Source organism: Parafrankia colletiae, assembly GCF_001854655.1.
GTDB lineage: Bacteria > Actinomycetota > Actinomycetes > Frankiales > Frankiaceae > Parafrankia > Parafrankia colletiae.
The window spans coordinates 21940-39406 of sequence record NZ_MBLM01000115.1; the positions used below are offsets into that span (position 1 = coordinate 21940).

At 71.5% G+C, this 17467-nt stretch carries 13 protein-coding genes; 8 read left to right on the top strand and 5 right to left on the bottom strand.

The window, feature by feature from the left end:
• Positions 1-321: 321 nt before the first annotated feature.
• The 3 genes from CC117_RS15355 to CC117_RS15365 all read left to right on the top strand — a co-directional run bounded on the left by CC117_RS15355 (position 322) and on the right by CC117_RS15365 (position 4878).
• The gene (locus tag CC117_RS15355; RefSeq protein ID WP_071084695.1) at positions 322-1797 is read left to right on the top strand and encodes an acyl-CoA carboxylase subunit beta; all 1476 of its coding nucleotides are present in this window, start codon (positions 322-324) and stop codon (positions 1795-1797) included.
• A gap of 204 nt (positions 1798-2001) precedes the next feature.
• A complete protein-coding gene (locus CC117_RS15360; RefSeq protein ID WP_071084696.1) occupies positions 2002-2892 on the top strand; it encodes a DUF5995 family protein in 891 nt (296 codons plus the stop codon).
• A gap of 87 nt (positions 2893-2979) precedes the next feature.
• Positions 2980-4878, top strand: a complete 1899-nt coding sequence (locus CC117_RS15365) for a PAS domain-containing protein (protein WP_071084759.1) — start codon at positions 2980-2982, stop codon at positions 4876-4878.
• 84 nt (positions 4879-4962) lie between these two features.
• On the opposite strand, the gene CC117_RS34900 is transcribed toward CC117_RS15365, so the two are convergent.
• The 4 genes from CC117_RS34900 to CC117_RS15385 form a co-directional block, all read right to left on the bottom strand.
• Positions 4963-5640, bottom strand: a complete 678-nt coding sequence (locus tag CC117_RS34900; protein WP_241830128.1) for a L,D-transpeptidase family protein — start codon at positions 5638-5640, stop codon at positions 4963-4965.
• Positions 5641-5959: 319 nt separating this feature from the next.
• Positions 5960-6976 (bottom strand): 1-acyl-sn-glycerol-3-phosphate acyltransferase, encoded by a 1017-nt coding sequence (locus CC117_RS15375; protein WP_071084697.1) that lies wholly within the window; start codon positions 6974-6976, stop codon positions 5960-5962.
• The gene (locus CC117_RS15380; protein WP_071084699.1) at positions 6973-7920 is read right to left on the bottom strand and encodes a patatin-like phospholipase family protein; all 948 of its coding nucleotides are present in this window, start codon (positions 7918-7920) and stop codon (positions 6973-6975) included. The genes CC117_RS15375 and CC117_RS15380 overlap by 4 nt, the downstream gene beginning before the upstream one ends.
• Before the next feature lie 98 nt (positions 7921-8018).
• Positions 8019-9239 (bottom strand): ABC transporter substrate-binding protein, encoded by a 1221-nt coding sequence (locus CC117_RS15385; RefSeq protein WP_071084702.1) that lies wholly within the window; start codon positions 9237-9239, stop codon positions 8019-8021.
• An 809-nt stretch (positions 9240-10048) separates the two neighbouring features.
• On the opposite strand from CC117_RS15385, the gene CC117_RS15390 reads away from it, so the two are divergent.
• A complete protein-coding gene (locus tag CC117_RS15390) occupies positions 10049-11578 on the top strand; it encodes a CYTH and CHAD domain-containing protein (RefSeq protein WP_071084763.1) in 1530 nt (509 codons plus the stop codon).
• Between the two features lie 7 nt (positions 11579-11585).
• Positions 11586-12299: a flavin reductase family protein gene (locus CC117_RS15395; protein ID WP_407673541.1), complete on the top strand. Its 714-nt coding sequence runs from the start codon at positions 11586-11588 to the stop codon at positions 12297-12299.
• A 51-nt stretch (positions 12300-12350) separates the two neighbouring features.
• Here CC117_RS15395 and CC117_RS15400 read toward each other — a convergent pair whose 3' ends face one another.
• Positions 12351-14186, bottom strand: coding sequence for a thiolase C-terminal domain-containing protein (locus CC117_RS15400; protein ID WP_071084704.1), 1836 nt, complete (start codon positions 14184-14186; stop codon positions 12351-12353).
• Between the two features lie 77 nt (positions 14187-14263).
• Between CC117_RS15400 and CC117_RS15405 the strand changes: the two genes are divergently transcribed.
• From CC117_RS15405 to CC117_RS15415, 3 genes are all read left to right on the top strand, one after another.
• Complete coding sequence (locus tag CC117_RS15405; protein ID WP_071084706.1) at positions 14264-15607, top strand: acyl-CoA dehydrogenase family protein; 1344 nt, start codon at positions 14264-14266, stop codon at positions 15605-15607.
• Between the two features lie 92 nt (positions 15608-15699).
• Complete coding sequence (locus CC117_RS15410) at positions 15700-16701, top strand: phosphotransferase family protein (RefSeq protein ID WP_084132181.1); 1002 nt, start codon at positions 15700-15702, stop codon at positions 16699-16701.
• Positions 16683-17408: a GntR family transcriptional regulator gene (locus tag CC117_RS15415; protein WP_241830130.1), complete on the top strand. Its 726-nt coding sequence runs from the start codon at positions 16683-16685 to the stop codon at positions 17406-17408. The genes CC117_RS15410 and CC117_RS15415 overlap by 19 nt, the downstream gene beginning before the upstream one ends.
• Positions 17409-17467 lie beyond the last annotated feature (59 nt).

Here is a 17467-nt window from a genome sequence, read left to right on the forward strand (position 1 = left end):
CGCCGATCACTGGTTAGTTACTCAAGTAATGTACCAGTGAACTGGAGATCGTCAAGCGTCCCGCGGCCCCCAGCAGAGCCACATTGCGATCGAGTTACCACTCGCAGCGACCAGATCGTTGATCGACTCGTCACTCGACTGCTGTGACCGGCAGTGTTCACCCGGGCTTGAGCGCCGCTATAGAGATCCGTAAGCACCTCTCGCCATCATCGGACCAGTTGGACGCGACGGGGCCCGGTGGGCCGAGCGGGCGGCGGGCGTCTTCCGCCGGTGCCGCGGAGGTGTCTCCTCCGGCGGCTGCCGAAGCTGGAAAGGGATCACATGACGGAGGTAGCAAGCGGCGATCGGCTCCGGGTGGTCATTCCGGAACAGGACGACCGACGCGGGCCCCACCACAGGCTCACCCAGTTGTTCGACCCCGGCTCGTTCGTCCCGTTCCCCGGCGCCGGCGCCGCGGCGGCGAGCAGCCGCGTGCTCGCCGGCCGGGGCCGGATCGACGGTGACGTGGCCGTCGCCTTCTGCACGGACGGCACCCGCATGGGCGGCGCACTCGGCGCCGACGGTGCCGCCCGGATCGCCGCCGCCATCGAGGAGGCGGTGCGCATCGGGCGTCCCGTCATCGGCCTGTGGCACTCCGGCGGGGCGAGCCTCGGCGAGGGTGTGCAGTCCCTCGACGGCATCGGCCGCATCTTCTCCGCCATGATCCACGCATCGGGGAAGATCCCGCAGATCTCGGTGGTACTGGGGCCGGCCGCCGGTGGCGCCGCCTACGGGCCGGCGCTGACCGACGTCGTCATCATGGCGCCGGCCGGCCGCATCTTCGTGACCGGCCCGGACGTCGTCCGCAGCGTGACCGGCGAGCAGATCGACATGGAGGGCCTCGGCGGGGCCGACGCCCACGGCCGCCGGTCCGGTGTCGTCCACGTGCAGGCGTCCTCGGAGAGCGACGCGTTCGCGCGGGCGCGACGCATCACCGGCCTGCTCGCCGGGGCGGGCCCGTTCGTCCTCGATCCCGGCCTCACCGCCGAGCTGGACGCGGACGAGCACCTGCGGCCCGACCCGGGCGCGCTGCTGCCGGAACGGCCCCGCCGGGCCTACGACGTCCGACCGCCGATCCTGCGGATCCTCGACGACGACCCGAACCCGTTCGAGGAACTCCAGCCGAAATGGGCCGCGAACGCGGTCGTCGGCCTCGGCCGCCTCTACGGCCAGCCCGTCGGAGTCATCGCGAACAATCCGATCCGCAAGGGCGGCTGCCTGGACTCGCTCAGCGCAGAGAAGATCTCCCGCTTCGTCCGGATGTGCGATTCGTTCGGCGTTCCGCTCGTGGTGCTCGTGGACGTCCCCGGTTATCTGCCCGGTGTTCGGCAGGAATGGGACGGCGTGGTCCGCCGCGGCGCCAAACTGCTCTATGCGTTCGCCGAGGCGACCGTGCCCCGGGTCACGCTGGTCACCCGCAAGTCGTTCGGCGGGGCGTACATCGCGATGAACTCCCGCTCGCTCGGCGCGACCGCCGTCCTCGCCTGGCCGGAGGCCGAGGTCGCCGTCATGGGTGCCGAGGCCGCGGTCGGCATCCTGCACCGGCGTACCCTGGCCGCCGCGTCCGAGGAGGAACGGCCGAAGGTGCTCGCCGAGCTCGTCGAGGAGCACACCCGCTCCGCGGGCGGCGTCGACCGCGGGCTGGCCCTCGGCGTCATCGACACCGTCATCGACACGGCGGACACCCGCCGGCACATCGCCGAGGCCCTCGCCGGCGCACCTGCCCGCCGGGGCGACCACGGCAACATCCCCCTGTAGCACCCGCCGGCGGCGCCGCTGACCGGCGACCTGATGCCGCCCGTTCCGGAGATCTGACGCGAGCACGAAAGGCCTAAAAGGTATTCGATTCTAGTTTTCCTGAATAATAGCGCGGGAAGTTATCGTCCGATGACGGCCCTATGATGCGGAACCATGACGTTCTCGCCTGCCGGATGGAGTCGGATCGCCGGTTCATTCATTTCATTGGTCTCAGGAATACTGGCGGTAGGGCTCGCCTTCTGGACGGCCGTACCCGCCTCCGCGGCAACGCCCCTGTTCATCGGCTGGACGGGCCTGCTGCCGCCGCTTCCCACCGCGTACACCCCGGCCGACGTGCGGGAGTGCACCGACGGCGACCCCAGGTGCGTCGACGCGACGATCGCGCGTATGCAGAACCGCTACGACCCACTGGCGGCGAGCTGTGACCACAACGCGGTGTTCGCGCTGACCTACCTGCGCACCACCGAGGAATACCGACGGGTGGCGGCGCAGCCTGGTTTCTTCCAGGACGTCTCCCACGTCAACACCGAGGACGCCGTGTTCGCCGCGTACTACTTCCACGCCTATGACAGCTGGCGGGCCGGCGGTGACGCCGAAGTTCCCGCGGCGTGGCGGATCGCGTTCGACGCGGCAGCGGGCCGCCGTCTCGCCGGCGCCGGGAACATCCTGCTGGGCATGAACGCGCACGTGAACCGGGATCTGCCGTTCGTGCTGGCCTCGCTGGGGCTGGTCTCGGCGGACGGCCGCAGCCACAAGCCCGACCACGACAAGGTCAACGTCATGCTCAACCAGGTCGTCGACCCGCTGCTGCGCGAGGCGGCCGACCGGTTCGACCCCTCGATCGACAACATCGCGACCCCGCTGGGCCTGTCGTACACCGTGCTCATGCAGCTGCTGGTGACCTGGCGGGAGGCTGCCTGGCGCAACGCCGAGCGCCTGGTGAACGCTCCCACCGCCGAGGCACGCGCCCGCGTCGAGAAGGAGATCGAGACGGCGGCCGCGGTCACCGCGACCACCCTGCGGACGGTGTACTCCGTACCCGGCCTTCTTCCACTGGGCCAGGACAGGAACGTCTACTGCATGGCACGTTCCTGATGCCGTGACCGACTGGTACCGGTGGCCGGCGCGCGGGCGGGCCGCCAGCACCAGCGGTTCACTCTCACGATGGATCGGGGGCCGTCGGTGACATCGGTGTCGCGTGACACTGTGCAGATACCCGAGCAGGGGCCGGCCGGTGACCGGCGTGTGGACGCCGCCCGGCTGCTCGACACGCTCGGCGAGGTGGTGTTCCAGACCGACGCCGAGGGCCGGTGGACCTATCTCAACAAGGCGTGGGAGAGGCTCACCGGTTTCGAGACCGGGCCGAGCCTGGGAACCCGTTTCCTCGACTACGTCCATCCCGACGAGCTGGAGCACACGATCACCCTGTTCATGGGGGTGGTGGCCGGCGGCGCTGATCACTGCCACCACGAGACCCGCTACCGCACCCGGGACGGCAGCTACCGCCGGGTCCAGATCCGGGCGATGGTGATCCGCGACGAGACGGGTGCGGTGGTCGGCAACACCGGCACGATCCTGGACGCCAGCACGTCGCACCACGGTACGGAGACGATCGGGGAGCATGCCGCCCTGCTCGAACTGGTCCCGGCCCAGGTCGGCGGCGGCGACCTGCCGGTCGGCGTGGCCGTCTACGGCGCCGACCTGCGGCTGCGGCGCACCTCCCCGGTCATCGACCGGATCGCCGGCGCCCCGCAGCGCCTCGGCACCCCGCTCTCCGACCTGGTGGACCTGCTGTGGCCGGCCGACCCGCGGCAGCGGCCCCTCGGGGGTGAGTGGGGGATGGTGCCCACCGCGCTCCGCACCAACCACGCCCAGACCGGCGACCTCGACGTCACCGTCGGCCGCGGGCCCGTCATGTCCCTGCGGGTATCGGTGATCCCCAGTCTGCAGGACGGCGAGGAGGTGCTGGCGGTCGTCCTCACCGACATCACCGACCTGCGCCGGGCCGAGAACCGGCAGGCGGGCCTGGCCCGGCTCGGCAGCCATGCCGTGTCCGGTTCCGGAGTCGACGCGCTGGTCGCCGAGGCGATCCGTCTGATCACCTCCGTCCTCGACGGCACGCGGTGCGAGCTGGTCCGACCCGACGGCCATATCCCGGACGGGGAGCCGACCATCGTCACAGCCCGGATCGGCGGTGTGTGGTCTCCGCTTGGCTTCCTGGCGGTCTGGCCACCGGCAGCGCGTCATCTCGGCGAGGATGAGATGACGTTCGTCCAGACTGTCGCGCACGTCCTCACCGCGGCCATCGAGCGGGACCGGGCCGAACACGAGCTGCGCCGGCTCTACGAGCGGGCCGAACGCGGCAAGGCGTGGCTCGCCGCGAGCGCCCGGATGACCGCCGGCGTGCTGACGGCACCCGGCATGCCCGCCGCCTTCGACGCGGTCGTGGCCATGGCGCGGCAGACGGCGGCCGTCGACCTCGCCGCGATCGCTGTCCCCGACGAACACGGCAACCTGGTGCTCACCGCGGCCGACGTCGCCTCCGACCTGCCTGTCCGGCCCGACGCGCTGCGCGGCCTGACCATCGGGCTCGCCGGCAGCCAGATCCGCGACGAACTGGCCCGCAGCAGGACGGTCTTCCTCGACTGCCTCGACCTTCGCGGCAGCCGCGTCCTGCCCGCACCGGACGTCCCGTTCGCCACCGCACTGATCGTCCCGATGCGTATCACGGACCAGTCGCCGGCCGTTCTCATCCTGGGCAATCATGCGGAGAGCACCCGCCGCCCACCCGGCGACGTGGAACTGGTGCAGGCGTTCGCGAACGACGCCGCCCTCGCCGTGGAACTCGTCCGCGCCCAGCAGGAACGCGCCCGGCTCGCGGTGTTCAAGGACCGGGACCGGATCGCCCGGGACCTGCACGACCAGGTCATCCAGYGGCTGTTCGCGATCGGACTGCAGCTGCAGTCCCTCGTCCGCCTCATCGGGGACCTCGCCGCGGCCCGCCTCACCGCCGCCACCAGCGCCCTCGACCAGACCATCGAGGAGATCCGCCGGACCATCTTCGCGCTCCAGCCCACGTGAATCCCCCAGGTACGACCCACACTACGAACCACGGCTCAGCGGCAAAGTCCCGGGCACGCGTCGCGTCGGTGATGAGCGCACCTGTCAGTAGACAAGGACGGTGACGCCGATCGCGGCGTTCCCGGAGGACCACAGCCAGTCCATCGCCGCGTTCGTCACCCGGACGCAGCCGTGCGAGGCCGCCCGGGCCGGGACCGAGGCATACCCATGGATGGCGATTCCGTCGACGTGGAAGTACTTCGGTCGGTAGAGATCGCCGAGGGTCCCGTGGTCGACCCCGTTGACCTGCCGGAAGATCCGCCAGGTGCCCGGCGGTGTGTCGGCGAGGTGCTGGACGCCGTCGTGGTAATAGATCTTCTCGGTGCCGCTCGACGTGTTGAAGATGGTCTCGACCCGGCCGTCCTGTACGACCATCAGCAGCTGCCGGCCCTTGTCGACCTCCAGAACCAGGCCCTGGGAGCTGCGCCCCTCGGGTCRCACCCCGCGGGCGATCGCGGCTTCGGTCGCCGGACCGACCAGCCCGTCCAGCCCGATCCCGGCGGCCTTCTGGACGGCGAGCACCGCCTGCTGGGTGAGCAGCCCGAACGTGCCGTCCGGAGTGCCCAGCCAGTAGCCGGCCGCCGCCAGTGTGCGCTGCAGTTCCAGGATCTGCGGGCCGGACGCGCCGGGACGCAGAATCGGCGGCCCGCTCGGCGTCGGCTGGGAGGTCGGCGTCGGCTGGGAGGTCGGCGTCGGCCGGGACGTCGGCGTCGGCCGGGACACGGTCGGTACCGGCCCCGGGACCGCCGACCCCGTTACGGCCGGGGCCCTCGGATCGTCCGGCGGCACCGACAGGCCGCCACCAGGGGTCGCAGGCGAGGCCGTGGCCAAGGGCGGCGACACCGGGGCGGAGGAGCCAGGACTGCCCCAGCCGCAGCCCACCAACATCCCTGCCAGCGCCGACAGGATGATCATCCAACGAGCGGTGACAGACCTACGCGTCCCGGACATGCCCTGAATTGGGACATAGGAATACCGAGATAAACAAGGACCCTTGTTCTGGCGGCCGCGATCCGGCGCGCGGGGTCAGGCAGTGCGCGGGTCAGGCCTGGGATGGTTGTGGGCCGGCGGGCCGGCGGGCGTCGATCCAGGCGTCCACCACCGCCCACTGCATGGTCAGCCAGTCCGTGCGCTCCGTGCCCACCGCGGGGAGCTCGCCGGCCGGAATCCACCACCAGCGCACCTCCATCGGTTCCCGCAGCGGCAGCGCCTGCCACACCAGACCCGGCGTGACCAGGCGGTCCAGGCCCGTGTGGGCAACCACGACCGTCCCGGCGACGGTGCCGGCGTCCAGCGCGGCGAGCACCCCGGCGGGCCGCGGCGGGAGCACGTGGGTGAGGTCCTCGGCGATCTGGGCGCGGGCGCGCTGCCCGCGGCGGCGCAGCCCCGTGATCACCCGCCGGCGGCGCCTGGCCGTGAAGTTCGCCCCTTCGGGGAAGATGACCAGCGCGTCCCGGTCGGTCAGCCGGGCCGCGAGCTCGTTGACCCGCGCGACGGCCGTCGCGTCGGCGCCGTCTGTCTGCAGAAAGCAGGCGCCGAGCCGGCCGAGCAGGATGTCGATCGCCGGGTCGAGCTGAAGACTGGCGAGCAGCACGACCCGCGGGATTCGCTGGTAGCGGTTCAGCACCAGGTCGACCAGCACGAACGAGTCGCCGGCACCGGCGTGCCTGCTGGCGACCAACACGGGGCGGCCGGCACACCCGGGCGCCCCTGGCGGGGGCTCGTGCACGGTCAGCCGGAAGCGCATCAGCCGGCGCGCTGCCGCCACGACCAGCCCGAGCATGCCGCGCAGCAACGCGAGATGGGCCCGCTCCCACCGCACCCGCAGCAGCGGCCGGACCAGCCAGAGCCCGAACCCCACGATGATCACCACTGCTTCGGCGGCAAGGTAGGTCGCGGCCAGCGCGGCGATGCGACTGAGCCGCAGCCTCCGGTCGAGCGGCGCGCCGATCAGGCCCAGCACCGCCACCGCGGCCCCGAGCGCCGTCCCCGCGAGCGCGACCGGGACGAACACCGGATCGATGACCAGCCGGCGGACGGCCCGCGGCGGGACCCTCACCTGGCCCGACCCGACCCCGATATCCCGGGCGGCGCGGGCGGCGCGGGCGGCGCGGGCGGTACAGGTGGCCGGGACGGCGCAGCAGACGCAGGCTCGGCTGACGTGGCGGACACGGACGACGCCGGCGGCGGGACACCGGTTCCGATCCGTTCGAGGTACTCGGCGGTGGCCTGGCGGGCCTGCTCGATCCGGCGGCGCACCCCGGCGGCCGACCGGTAGCGCAGCCCGAGCAGCGGCGCCCCGTTCCCACCGCCCACCGGCAGGACGTGCACCGCCACCTCCGCGGGCAGACTCGCCATCGCGTCGGCGAAGCCACGGCGGCGGGCGATCTCGAAGGCGACCAGCCCGGCCTCCCATGGCCAGCGCCCCGGGCGGAGTGGACGTTCGATCCGGCCGACGTGCAGCACGTACACCGTCCGCGCGCCGAGGGCCACCGCCCGGCCCACCGGGGTGCTGTCGATCAGGCCACCGTCCACGTAGTGCTCGCCGTCGATCTTCACCGGCGGGAGCAGTGCGGGCACCGCGCAGGATGCCAGGACCGCGTCGACGAGCGGACCCTGCCCGAACCAGTGCGCCGCCGCACGCTCGATGCTGGCGGCGACACACTGGAACGGCACGGGCAGCTCCTCGAAGGTGGCCGCGAGATGCTGGTGCAGCATCCGCCGCAACGGCGCGTTCGAATGCAGATAGCCATGCTGGACGACCGTCGCCAGGCGCTTCGCCGGCCCGCCCGCGAACACCTCCGAGCTGCCGAGATCGGACCACAGCTCGGTCAGCCGACCGATCGCGGCGGCTGTCGGGTCAGCGGCGACAACCGCTCCGTTGATGGCCCCGACCGACGTCCCGACGACCAGGTCGGGCCGGCAGCCTGCGTCCAGCAGCGCGCCGAGCATGCCGACCTCCGCGGCGCCGAGCACCCCGCCGCCGCCGAGCACGAAGGCCACCGGGCCCGCCTGGGCAGTGGGCGTAACAGCGGTCACCGGACGCTGCTACCCACGCGGACGTACACCCATGCGAGCGGTCGCGGATCCTCCGATCGCCTTCAGGGGCTGAGCTCGTTGCCACACAGGTTCGGCTCGACGATGAGGTAGCCGCTTCCCGCCGCGTTGACCTGGACGAAGGAGTAGCAGGTGGTCGACCGACCGGCATTCGTCCGGAAGCTGATCGGGCTGATCAGGCCGCCGGCATCGTAGCTGTTCACCGCGCGGAGCTCCTTGATGAAATCCGACCGGGTCGGGCACTCGCCGGCGAGGCGCAGGCCCTCCAGGAAGATGTCGGTGCTGATGTAGGCCAGCACCGACGTGTCGTTCTCGGGCTGGGTGACCTGCGGCGCGTACCGGTTCATCGCATCGAGATAGGTCTTCGTCGCCGGCCCGCCGAGCTCCAGCGGCCGGTGGACCAGCGGCACCGTCATTCCCGCGGCCTGCGGACCGAACCTCTCGAGGAGCTTCTTGTCGTAGCCGTTGACGGAAAGCGCGACCTGCGGCGCATGGCCGGCCTGGCGCAGAACAGCGAGAACAGCGATCAGGCTTTCCGGTGGAATCAGTCCGATAACCGTGTCGGCACGCGCGGCGACAATCCTCGCCGCCACCGCGGCCGGATCATCGAAACTCGGGGTGAAGTTCACGGTGTCGGCCACGGAGACGCCCGCGGCAGTCATGCTGCGCGCATAGTTGTCGGCGGTGTCGGAGATGCCCGTCGACAGCGCGGTCTGCAGGATCACCGCGCGCCTGCCGCCCTGGGAACGCACGAACTGACCCTGCGTGTCGACGGCTATACCGGTCACGTAGGTGAAGGCGAACATGTTCCGCATCGTCGACCAGACCGGCTCGCTGGCAAGGCCCGTCACCGGGATCTCGTTACTCAGGAGGTAGTTCGCGCTTCCGGACGCCGCCACGGAGAGCTCCACGATCCCGAACACCTGCTGTTGCTCGACAAGATCACGGGCAGCGATCGCGTTCCCCGCGGGCGACCCCTTGTCGTCGCGCCATTGGTAGACGACTCTTCGGCCGTTCACCCCGCCGGCCGCGTTCACCTCACCCAGGCGGGCGTCGATCCCACCGCGAACGGTCTCGAAGTTCTCCGCAGCCGGCCCGGTGTCCGGGGAGAGCACACCGATCTCGATCCGGTCGGCGCTCACACCCGGTGCGCCGCAGGCAGGCGCCGCGCTCGCCTCGGGGGACGTGCAGCCGGCGAGCAGGCCGGCCGACCCGAGGGCGACCGCGRCCAGCATCGAGCACAGCGTCCGACGGCGGGTGAGCATCAGGCCCCCTGGATGATGGTCTCGAAAGGAGGAAAGAGATCGGGTTCTATTCGTGTGTCACACGTGACATAAACGTGACAGCCCGATCACCGCTGAGATCTCCCGTGACGTGAAGCTATGACCGACGGACGCCCGCTGACCATATGGAATAGCGGGCGCGTGCGCCACGGACGATACCAGGGGCCCTTAAGCATGAGGAGCCTGGATGGTCCCACTGGGACCATCCAGGCGTACCTTTTGATCCGAGCCACCGATTTCGTCGACTCGGCTTTTCCTTGAATTCATCGCGAGGCCATTTTCTCGTTGCCTCGTCAACGCGGGGATTCTTCACCAGTATGTTCCCGCCGACACCACGCAGCGCAACGGCAGGGCCGACCAGCGGTCGATGGATCCGGACGTGCGTCCGCACACACCTACCACCCGTTCCCGAGTCGCGGCACCGCCTGCCCACGGCTTCAGGCGCAACTGCGGATGCGGCCGCCCGCCCGGGGCCRCCGTGTCGCCCCCGGGCGCGCCACCACGTGATGTCACAGCAGGCGATGACACCACCGCGAAGCGCCACACGAAGCGCCACGCGGAGCGCCACGCGCGACGAGACGGGCGGCGATGATCAGCGCTGTCCGACAGGTTCGCGGGTGGCGCATTCGAGGTACATGCGGGCATCGCAGGGTTTTGGCAGCCGCCCGCGCGGAATAGCGGACGTGTCGGTACCCGCCTGCGACGTGCCGCCACGATGATGGGTCCGGGCCTGTTGCGCAGGGGTGCCGGCGCGGGTACGAACGCGGGTACGACGGAGACGGAGCGTGATCATGGGCAGCACGCACGAGGTCGAGCGGAAGTTCGACGTGGACAGCACCTTCGCCTTGCCGACGCTCACCCGCGTGCGCGGCGTCAGTTCCGCCTCCGGAGTCGAGGAACGCCACCTCGACGCCGTCTACTACGACACCGACGACCTGCGGCTGGCTCGCAACCGCCTGGTGCTGCGCCGCCGCCGGGGCGGCGCGGACCAGGGCTGGCATCTCAAACTGCCCGCCGCCGACGGGGAGCGTGACGAGATCCAGCGCGCCCTGGGTGATCCCCACGTCATCCCGGAGGACCTGCTCGACCTGGTCGCGGTACGCACCCGCGGGCACGAACTGCGGCCGGTGGCCCATCTGTCCACCGTCCGCCGCGCCCAGCGGCTGAGCGATGCGACCGGCGCCGACCTGATCGAGGTTGCGGACGATCTGGTCAAGGCCCAGACGATGGGCGACAGGACGGTCGTGTCGACCTGGCGCGAGATCGAGCTCGAGGCTGTCGACGAGGCCGGAACGAGGGTCCTGCCCGCCACCGCGAAGGCGCTTCGCGAGGCGGGCGCCCGGCCGTCCCAGGCGCCCGCGAAGCTGCTGCGCGCCCTGGGCGACGATGTCGGGCCTGCCGAGGTCGAGATCCCTGCCGGGCCGCTGACCGGGGCGGCTTCAGCCGGCGCGGTCATCCACGGCTATCTGGCCGAGCAGACGGCGCAGCTTCTGGAGGAGGATCCACGGGTCCGCCTGGACACCCCGGAAGCCGTGCACGACATGCGGGTGGCGGCCAGGCGGCTACGCAGCACGGTGCAGACGTTCCGCCCGCTGTTCGACCCGGCGCGGGCGGCCGAGATCCAGACGGGGCTCAGGGCGCTCGGCGAGGCCCTCGGCGTCCCGCGCGACGCCGAGGTGCAGCTGGCGCGCCACCTGCGCGCCGTCGACTCGCAGCCGAAGGAAGCCGTCCTCGGCCCGGTCCGCGCCAGGGTGGAGCAGACCTTCCTGGGTGAGCGGCTCCGCGGCGCGCAGAGCGCCCTCGCCTACCTGCGCAGCGAGCAGTACCTGGCGTTCATCGAGACCCTGCTGGCCTTCGTGGCTGACACGGGCCAGACCGCGCCTGCCCGCCGTCCCGCGTCCCAGGTGCTCCCGAAGCTGGCCCGCAAGGCTGATCGGCGGCTGACCCGGCGGGTGACACAGGCCGAGCGCGCGGCAGCCGGCCGGCCCAGCGACGTCGCACACCACGACGCCCGCAAGGCGGCCAAGCGGCTGCGGTACGCCTGCGAGGCGGTCGCCCCCGTCTTCGGCCCGGATGCGGCGCGGCTCGGCAGGCGGGCGAAGAAGATCCAGGACATGCTCGGCGAGCACCAGGACTGCGTCGTGGCCCGGGAGCGGATGCGGGCGCTCGGGATCGCGGCGAACCTGGCTGGCGAGTCGTCCTACACCTACGGCCTGCTCACCGGCGCCGAGAACGCACGCGCCGAGCGGACGACCGACGAGTTCACCGCGCGATGGCCCAAACTCGCCCGCAGGCGCTACCGGCGCTGGCTCCATGGCTGAGCGGGCCGTGCCCTCTCGGCCTGCGGCCGATCCGTCCGCGCTGTCCCGGCCCGCGGCTGCGCACACCGTGCCCCCCCGGCCCGCGGTCGAGCCGTCCGCGCCACCCCGGCCCGCGGCGCAACGCGCCGTGTCCCCCCGGCCCGCGGCAGAGACGTCCGCACGCGGGCCTGTCGACCTGCGCCGTGCGTTCCGGCGGCACGCGGCCGGTGTCACGATCGTGACCATGGCGGGCCCGCGCGGCCCGGTGGGCTTCACCGCGACGTCCGTGGCGTCGCTGTCCGAGGAGCCGCCGCTGGTCTCGCTGGCGCTGTCGACCCGCTCCTCCCTCGCCTCCGTCCTGACCGGGGCCAGCACGCTCGTGGTCCATCTGCTCTCCGCGGGCCACCACGACCTGGCGGCCCGGTTCGCGCGGCCCGGAGCCGACCGGTTCGCACCCCCGACCCGCTGGCGCAGGCTGCCCGGCGGTGAGCCCCTGCTCCTCGACGCGGAGGTCTGGATGCGCTGCCGCATCCGGCGGCGCACGGTCGAAGGGGACCACCACCTGGTCATCGCGGAGATCCTGGAGAGCCGCGTCGGCCGGGCCGACCCGCCGCTGATCTACCACGACGGCAGCTACGGCACAGTCGGGCCGCGGCCGGGGTCGGGATCAGTGCCGGGACCGAGCACCGGGGCGGCCCGGCAGGCAGCGCCGCCCGGCGACGGCGATCTCGGCATCCGCTGACGCGGCGTGCCGCGACGCGACACGACACGCCAGCGGCGGGGTGGTGACGTTTCAGGGCCGGCGCAGCAGCATCGCGCCGGCCGGGGCGAGGCCGCCGGTGCTGACGGCGACGACGGAGCAGCCGTCGACCTGACGAGGGCCGGCCTCGCCGCGCAACTGGACGACAGCCTCATGGATCATGCCCATGCCGTGCGTGCGACCGGCGGAGAGCTGCCCCCCGTGGGTGTTGAGCGCCACGGCCCCGCCCTCACGGGCGATGTTCTTGCCACCGGCGACGAAGTCCGCCGCCTCGCCGACACCACAGAAGCCCATGGCCTCCAGCCACGACAGACAGTTGAACGTGAAACCGTCGTAGAGCTGCGCGGCCTGCACGTCGGCCGGGCGCAGCGAGGTGCGCGACCACATGTGCGCGGACGGGCCGAAGGTCTGCGGCTCGTGGCTCATCGTGCTCTGGTGCCAGAGGAAGCGTTCCGTGACCTGGGTGCCGACCGCCTCGACGAACACAGGCGGTTTGGCGAGGTCGTGCGCGGTCTCCACCGCCGAGACGATGACGGCGATGCTCGCGTCCATCGGGACGTCGCAGTCGTACAACCCGAACGGAGTGGTGATCATGCGAGCGGCCAGGTAGTCGTCCATGGTCATCGGGTCGCGGTACACGGCGTGCGGGTTGAGCGCCGCGTTGGCCCGCTGGTTGATCGCGATCCAGCCCAGAGCCTCGCGGGTGGCGCCGTAGCGGCGGAAGTAGTTCGAGGCGATCATGCCGAGGTTGAGCGCGACGGAACCCAGGCCGTACGGCGCGACATACCCCTGTGGCCCCGCCACCCGGCCGCCTCGGCCGCCGATGCCGTAGGGGCTGGCGCCCCCCGGGTCGGCCGCACGCTGCTGCGCGGCGTACGTGGCCTGCCACACCGTCCGGAAGCACAGGACGTGCCGGGCGAGGCCGCTGGCGACCGCGAGCATGGCGCCGATGACCGCGCCGCCGGGGCCGAAGGTCTCCGCACCGCCGTTGTACCAGGTGGGCTGGATCCCGAGGGTGTCCGCGAGCGCGACCACCCCGCCCTCGGTGAAGCCGCCGATCAGCTCGCCGCCGGGGAAGGTGGACAGCCCGTCGATGTCGGCCAGGTCCAGCCCGGCGTCGGCGACCGCCGCTCTGGCGGCGGCGGCGGCCAGGGTGAGCGGTGGCAGCATGAGCCGCCGCCCGACCGGCGACATGCCGATGCCGGTGATCGCCACCCTGTCCTCGAACTTGTCGGCGCGCACCATGGGACGCACATGCCGCCCGTGCTCGGCGGGCGGCACGATGTCATCGGGCAGAGGCCCGAACACCGGGCCGTGGACGGTCCCGCCCGGCTCGGGCGAGGCTGCCAGGTCGGGCGAGGCCGGCGGGTTGGACGAAGCCGGCAGGTCCGGCAGGTCCGGTGGCAGCGGTGGCAGGGGCGGGTCCGGCGCGAAGACCGGTAGCCAGACGTCCTCGCTCTGCTCGAACCGCACGCTGACCCGCAGCCCGACCCCCGCGTCCGCGGGCGGGACGTCCACCAGGCTCGTGACCACGCGGACCCGCGGATCCTCGTCGATCGCCACGGAGGCGACGACGAAGGGGGGCGGGAAGGCCGGCTCCCACTGCTGATGGTTGACGGTGACGCCGACGACGGTCCCGCGACCGCTGACCTCGGCGACCCCTCGGCGCTCGGAGCGGCAGTAGCGGCAGACGGGCTGCGGGGGGTGGGTGAGCGAGGCGCAGTCCTCGCAGCGCTGGAACCGCAGGACGCCGTCCCGGCCCGCGGACCAGTAGAAGGCGTTGAGATCGTCCACCGCCGGCAGCGGGCGGGCAGCCGGGGCGCCTCCGTCCCCGCGCGCCTGTCCGTTGTGCTGTCTCTTGCCATCCATGTCGCGACTCGTCACACTCAAGATAATATTTTTGAGACTTGAGAAAGCAATCCCCCCGAGACCGCTGGAGGCGCCCTGTGTGGGAGTTCGAGACCGAGCCGGAGTTCCAGAAGAAGCTCGACTGGGCCGAGGAGTTCGTCACGGAGGAGGTCGAGCCCCTCGAGACCCTGTGGCGCAACCAGGTCTTCGAACGGCCGATCAACCCGACCCTGGCCCGCATCGTCGACCCGCTCAAGCAGCAGGTCCGCGACCAGGGGCTGTGGGCCTGCCACCTCGGCGCCGACCTCGGCGGCCAGGGCTACGGCCAGGTGAAGCTCGCCCTGCTCAACGAGATCATCGGACGGGCGGCGTGGGGCCCGGTGATCTTCGGGACGGCCGCGCCCGACACGGGCAACGCCGAGATCCTCGCCCACTACGGGACCGAGGAGCAGAAGAAGCGCTACCTCCAGCCCCTGCTGGACGGCGACATCGTCTCCTGCTTCGCCATGACCGAGCCGCAGGGCGGCTCCGACCCGAGCGTGTTCACCACCAGAGCCGAGCGGGACGCCCACGGCTGGGTCATCAACGGCCTGAAGTTCTTCGCCTCCCACGCCCGGTGGGCGTCGTTCTACCTCGTCATGGCGGTCACGAACCCGGACGTCGACGTCCACCACGGCGCGTCGATCTTCATCGTGCCGAGCGACACGCCGGGCATCGAGATCGAGCGCAACATGGCCCTGTTCGGGCAGGAGAAGGCCGGGCACGGCACCCACGGACTCGTCCGCTTCACCGACGTCCAGGTCCCGGCCGAGAACATCCTGGGCGGTGAGGGGCAGGCCTTCGCGATCAGCCAGACCCGCCTCGGCGGCGGGCGGATCCACCACGCGATGCGCACCGTCAGCCAGGCCCGCCGCGCCCTGGACATGATGGTCGAGCGCGCGCTGAGCCGTGAGACGAAGGGCAGCCGGCTGGGCGACAAGCAGTCGGTGCAGAACTACCTCGCCGACTCCTACGCCGAGCTCACCCAGTTCCGGCTGTTCGTGCTGTACGTGGCCTGGCGCATCGACAAGCTGAAGGACTACCGCGCCGTCCGGCACGACATCGCCGCCGTGAAGGTCCTCACGCCACAGGTCATGCACAACATCACCCAGCGTGCACTGCAGGTGCACGGAGCGCTCGGAACGACGAACGACCTGCCCCTCAACGAGTGGTTCTCCGGTTCGATGATCCTGGGCCTGGCCGACGGCCCCAGCGAGATCCACCGGGTCACGGTCGCCCGGTCCCTGCTCCGCAACGGCAAGCCCGCCGAGGGCATGTGGCCGACCTACTACCTGCCGAACCGGCAGGAGAAGGCCCGCAGGAAGTACGCCGAGCTGCTGGGTCTGGACATCACGGACGCAGAGCTGGTGGGCGGGGCGGACATCACGGACGGGAAGCGATGAGCGCGGCTGACGCGAGTCGGACGTCGGCAGCAGACCCCACGGCCGGCGCTGATGTCACGGGCGGCCTCGACGTCGCGGCGCTGGGCCGGTGGATGGACAGCCGGGACCTGCCGGGCAGCGGGCATCCGGTCTCCGCGCGGCTGCTCTCCGGTGGGCGGCAGAACGAGATCTTCGAGGTCAGCCGGGGCGACTTCCGCGCCGCGCTGCGCCGGCCGCCGGCAGCGGCCCCGGCCGAGCGGGACGCCGGCATCCTGCGGGAGTGGCGGATCATCGAGGCGCTCACCGGCACGGACGTCCCGGTCGCCGACGCGATCGCCGTCTGCGATGATCCGAGCGTCATCGGCCGTCCCTTCTACCTGATGGATGTGGTGGAYGGCTGGTCGGTGATGAGCACGCCGGGGTGGTGGGCGCCGCCGTTCGACCATGATCTGGAGGCGCGCGGCGACCTGGCCTACGAGCTCATCGACGGCATCGCGCGGATGGGCGCCGTGGACTGGCGGGCCCGTGGCCTCGGCGACCTCGGCCGGCCCGACGGCTACCACGAGCGGCAGGTGGCGCGCTGGACGCGGTTCTACGAGCGGATCCGTGGCCGGGAGATCCCGGGTCTCGACGAGGCGACAGCATGGCTGTCGTGCCACCGGCCGCTCGACTTCGTCCCGGGTGTCATGCACGGCGACTACCAGTTCCCGAACGTGATGTTCCGGCATGGCACGCCGGCCCGGCTGGCGGCCATCCTGGACTGGGAGATGGGCACGATCGGCGACCCGAAACTGGACGTCGCCTGGGCGCTGCACAGCTGGCCGGAGGATCCCGACGGCCCGGCGGACCACGAGCACCTGGCGGGCATGCCGCCGCGCTCGAAACTCCTCGCGTTCTACGCGGAGCGCTCCGGCCGGCAGGTGGATGACTTCGACTACTACCTCGTACTGGCAAAATGGAAGCTGGCAATCGTCCTTGAGCAGGGCTACCAGCGAGCCAACGGCGACCCGAAGCTCGAGGATTTCGGAGGTTACGTGGTCAGGTACATGCGTGAGGCGGCGGAAACCGCCGCATCGAGCGACTACCCGGCGGTGCCGTGGCAGGCAGTGCAGTGACGGGTGCCGCCGACCCGAGCGCGATCCGCCAGCTCGCGGCGGGTCGGCGGCGCTACGGCAACCTGAAGGACGAGGCCGCCGCCTTCATCCGGGAGGCGGTGGTCTCCGGCAGTCTGCCCCCGCGGAGCAAGGTCGACCAGGACGAGATCGCCGAGGTGCTCGGTATCAGCCGCGCACCGGTACGCGAGGCGCTCATCGAACTGGCGCAGAAGGGCTTCGTGGACGCGGTTCCCCGCCGCGGCGCGTTCGTGGCCGAGGTCACCGTCGAGGACATCGAGGACCACTACGAGGTGGTCGCGTTGGTGTCCGGGATGACGACGCGGCGCGCGGTGCGGAAACTGACGGCGCAGGAGCTGGACGAGCTGGCCCGGCTGCACCGGGAAATCGCCGGCACCGAGGAGGCGTCCCGCCGCAGGACCCTCGACCGCCGTTTCTTCCAGATCGTCGCCACGGCGGGGAAGTCACCGCGGCTGGACGCGATTCTCGAGTTCCTCGGCGGGGTGCTCCAGGGCAGCTTCTACTTCGACTCCCCGGCGTCGGCGGACAACGAGGCGAAGTACCGGGAGCAGCTGCTCGGCGCGATCCGGTCCGGTGACGTGGCGGAGGCGACGCGGACAAGCGAGGAACACGTGCGCTCCTGTGCCGCCGTCACCATTGACCACCTGCGCAACCGCGGCTACTGGCCACCACCCGAAGCGACGCCCTGAGGTCCTTTCGGTCACGATGGTGACAGGTCGCGGCAAGTGGGGATTTGTGCGTCCGAAGA

What these genes read in the sequence shown, in the direction of transcription:
- CC117_RS15355 (WP_071084695.1), top strand. Translation starts at nt 322, where the DNA reads ATGACGGAGGTAGCAAGCGGCGATCGGCTCCGGGTGGTCATTCCGGAA.
- CC117_RS15400 (WP_071084704.1), bottom strand. Translation starts at nt 14,186, where the DNA reads ATGGATGGCAAGAGACAGCACAACGGACAGGCGCGCGGGGACGGAGGC.
- CC117_RS15390 (WP_071084763.1), top strand. Translation starts at nt 10,049, where the DNA reads ATGGGCAGCACGCACGAGGTCGAGCGGAAGTTCGACGTGGACAGCACC.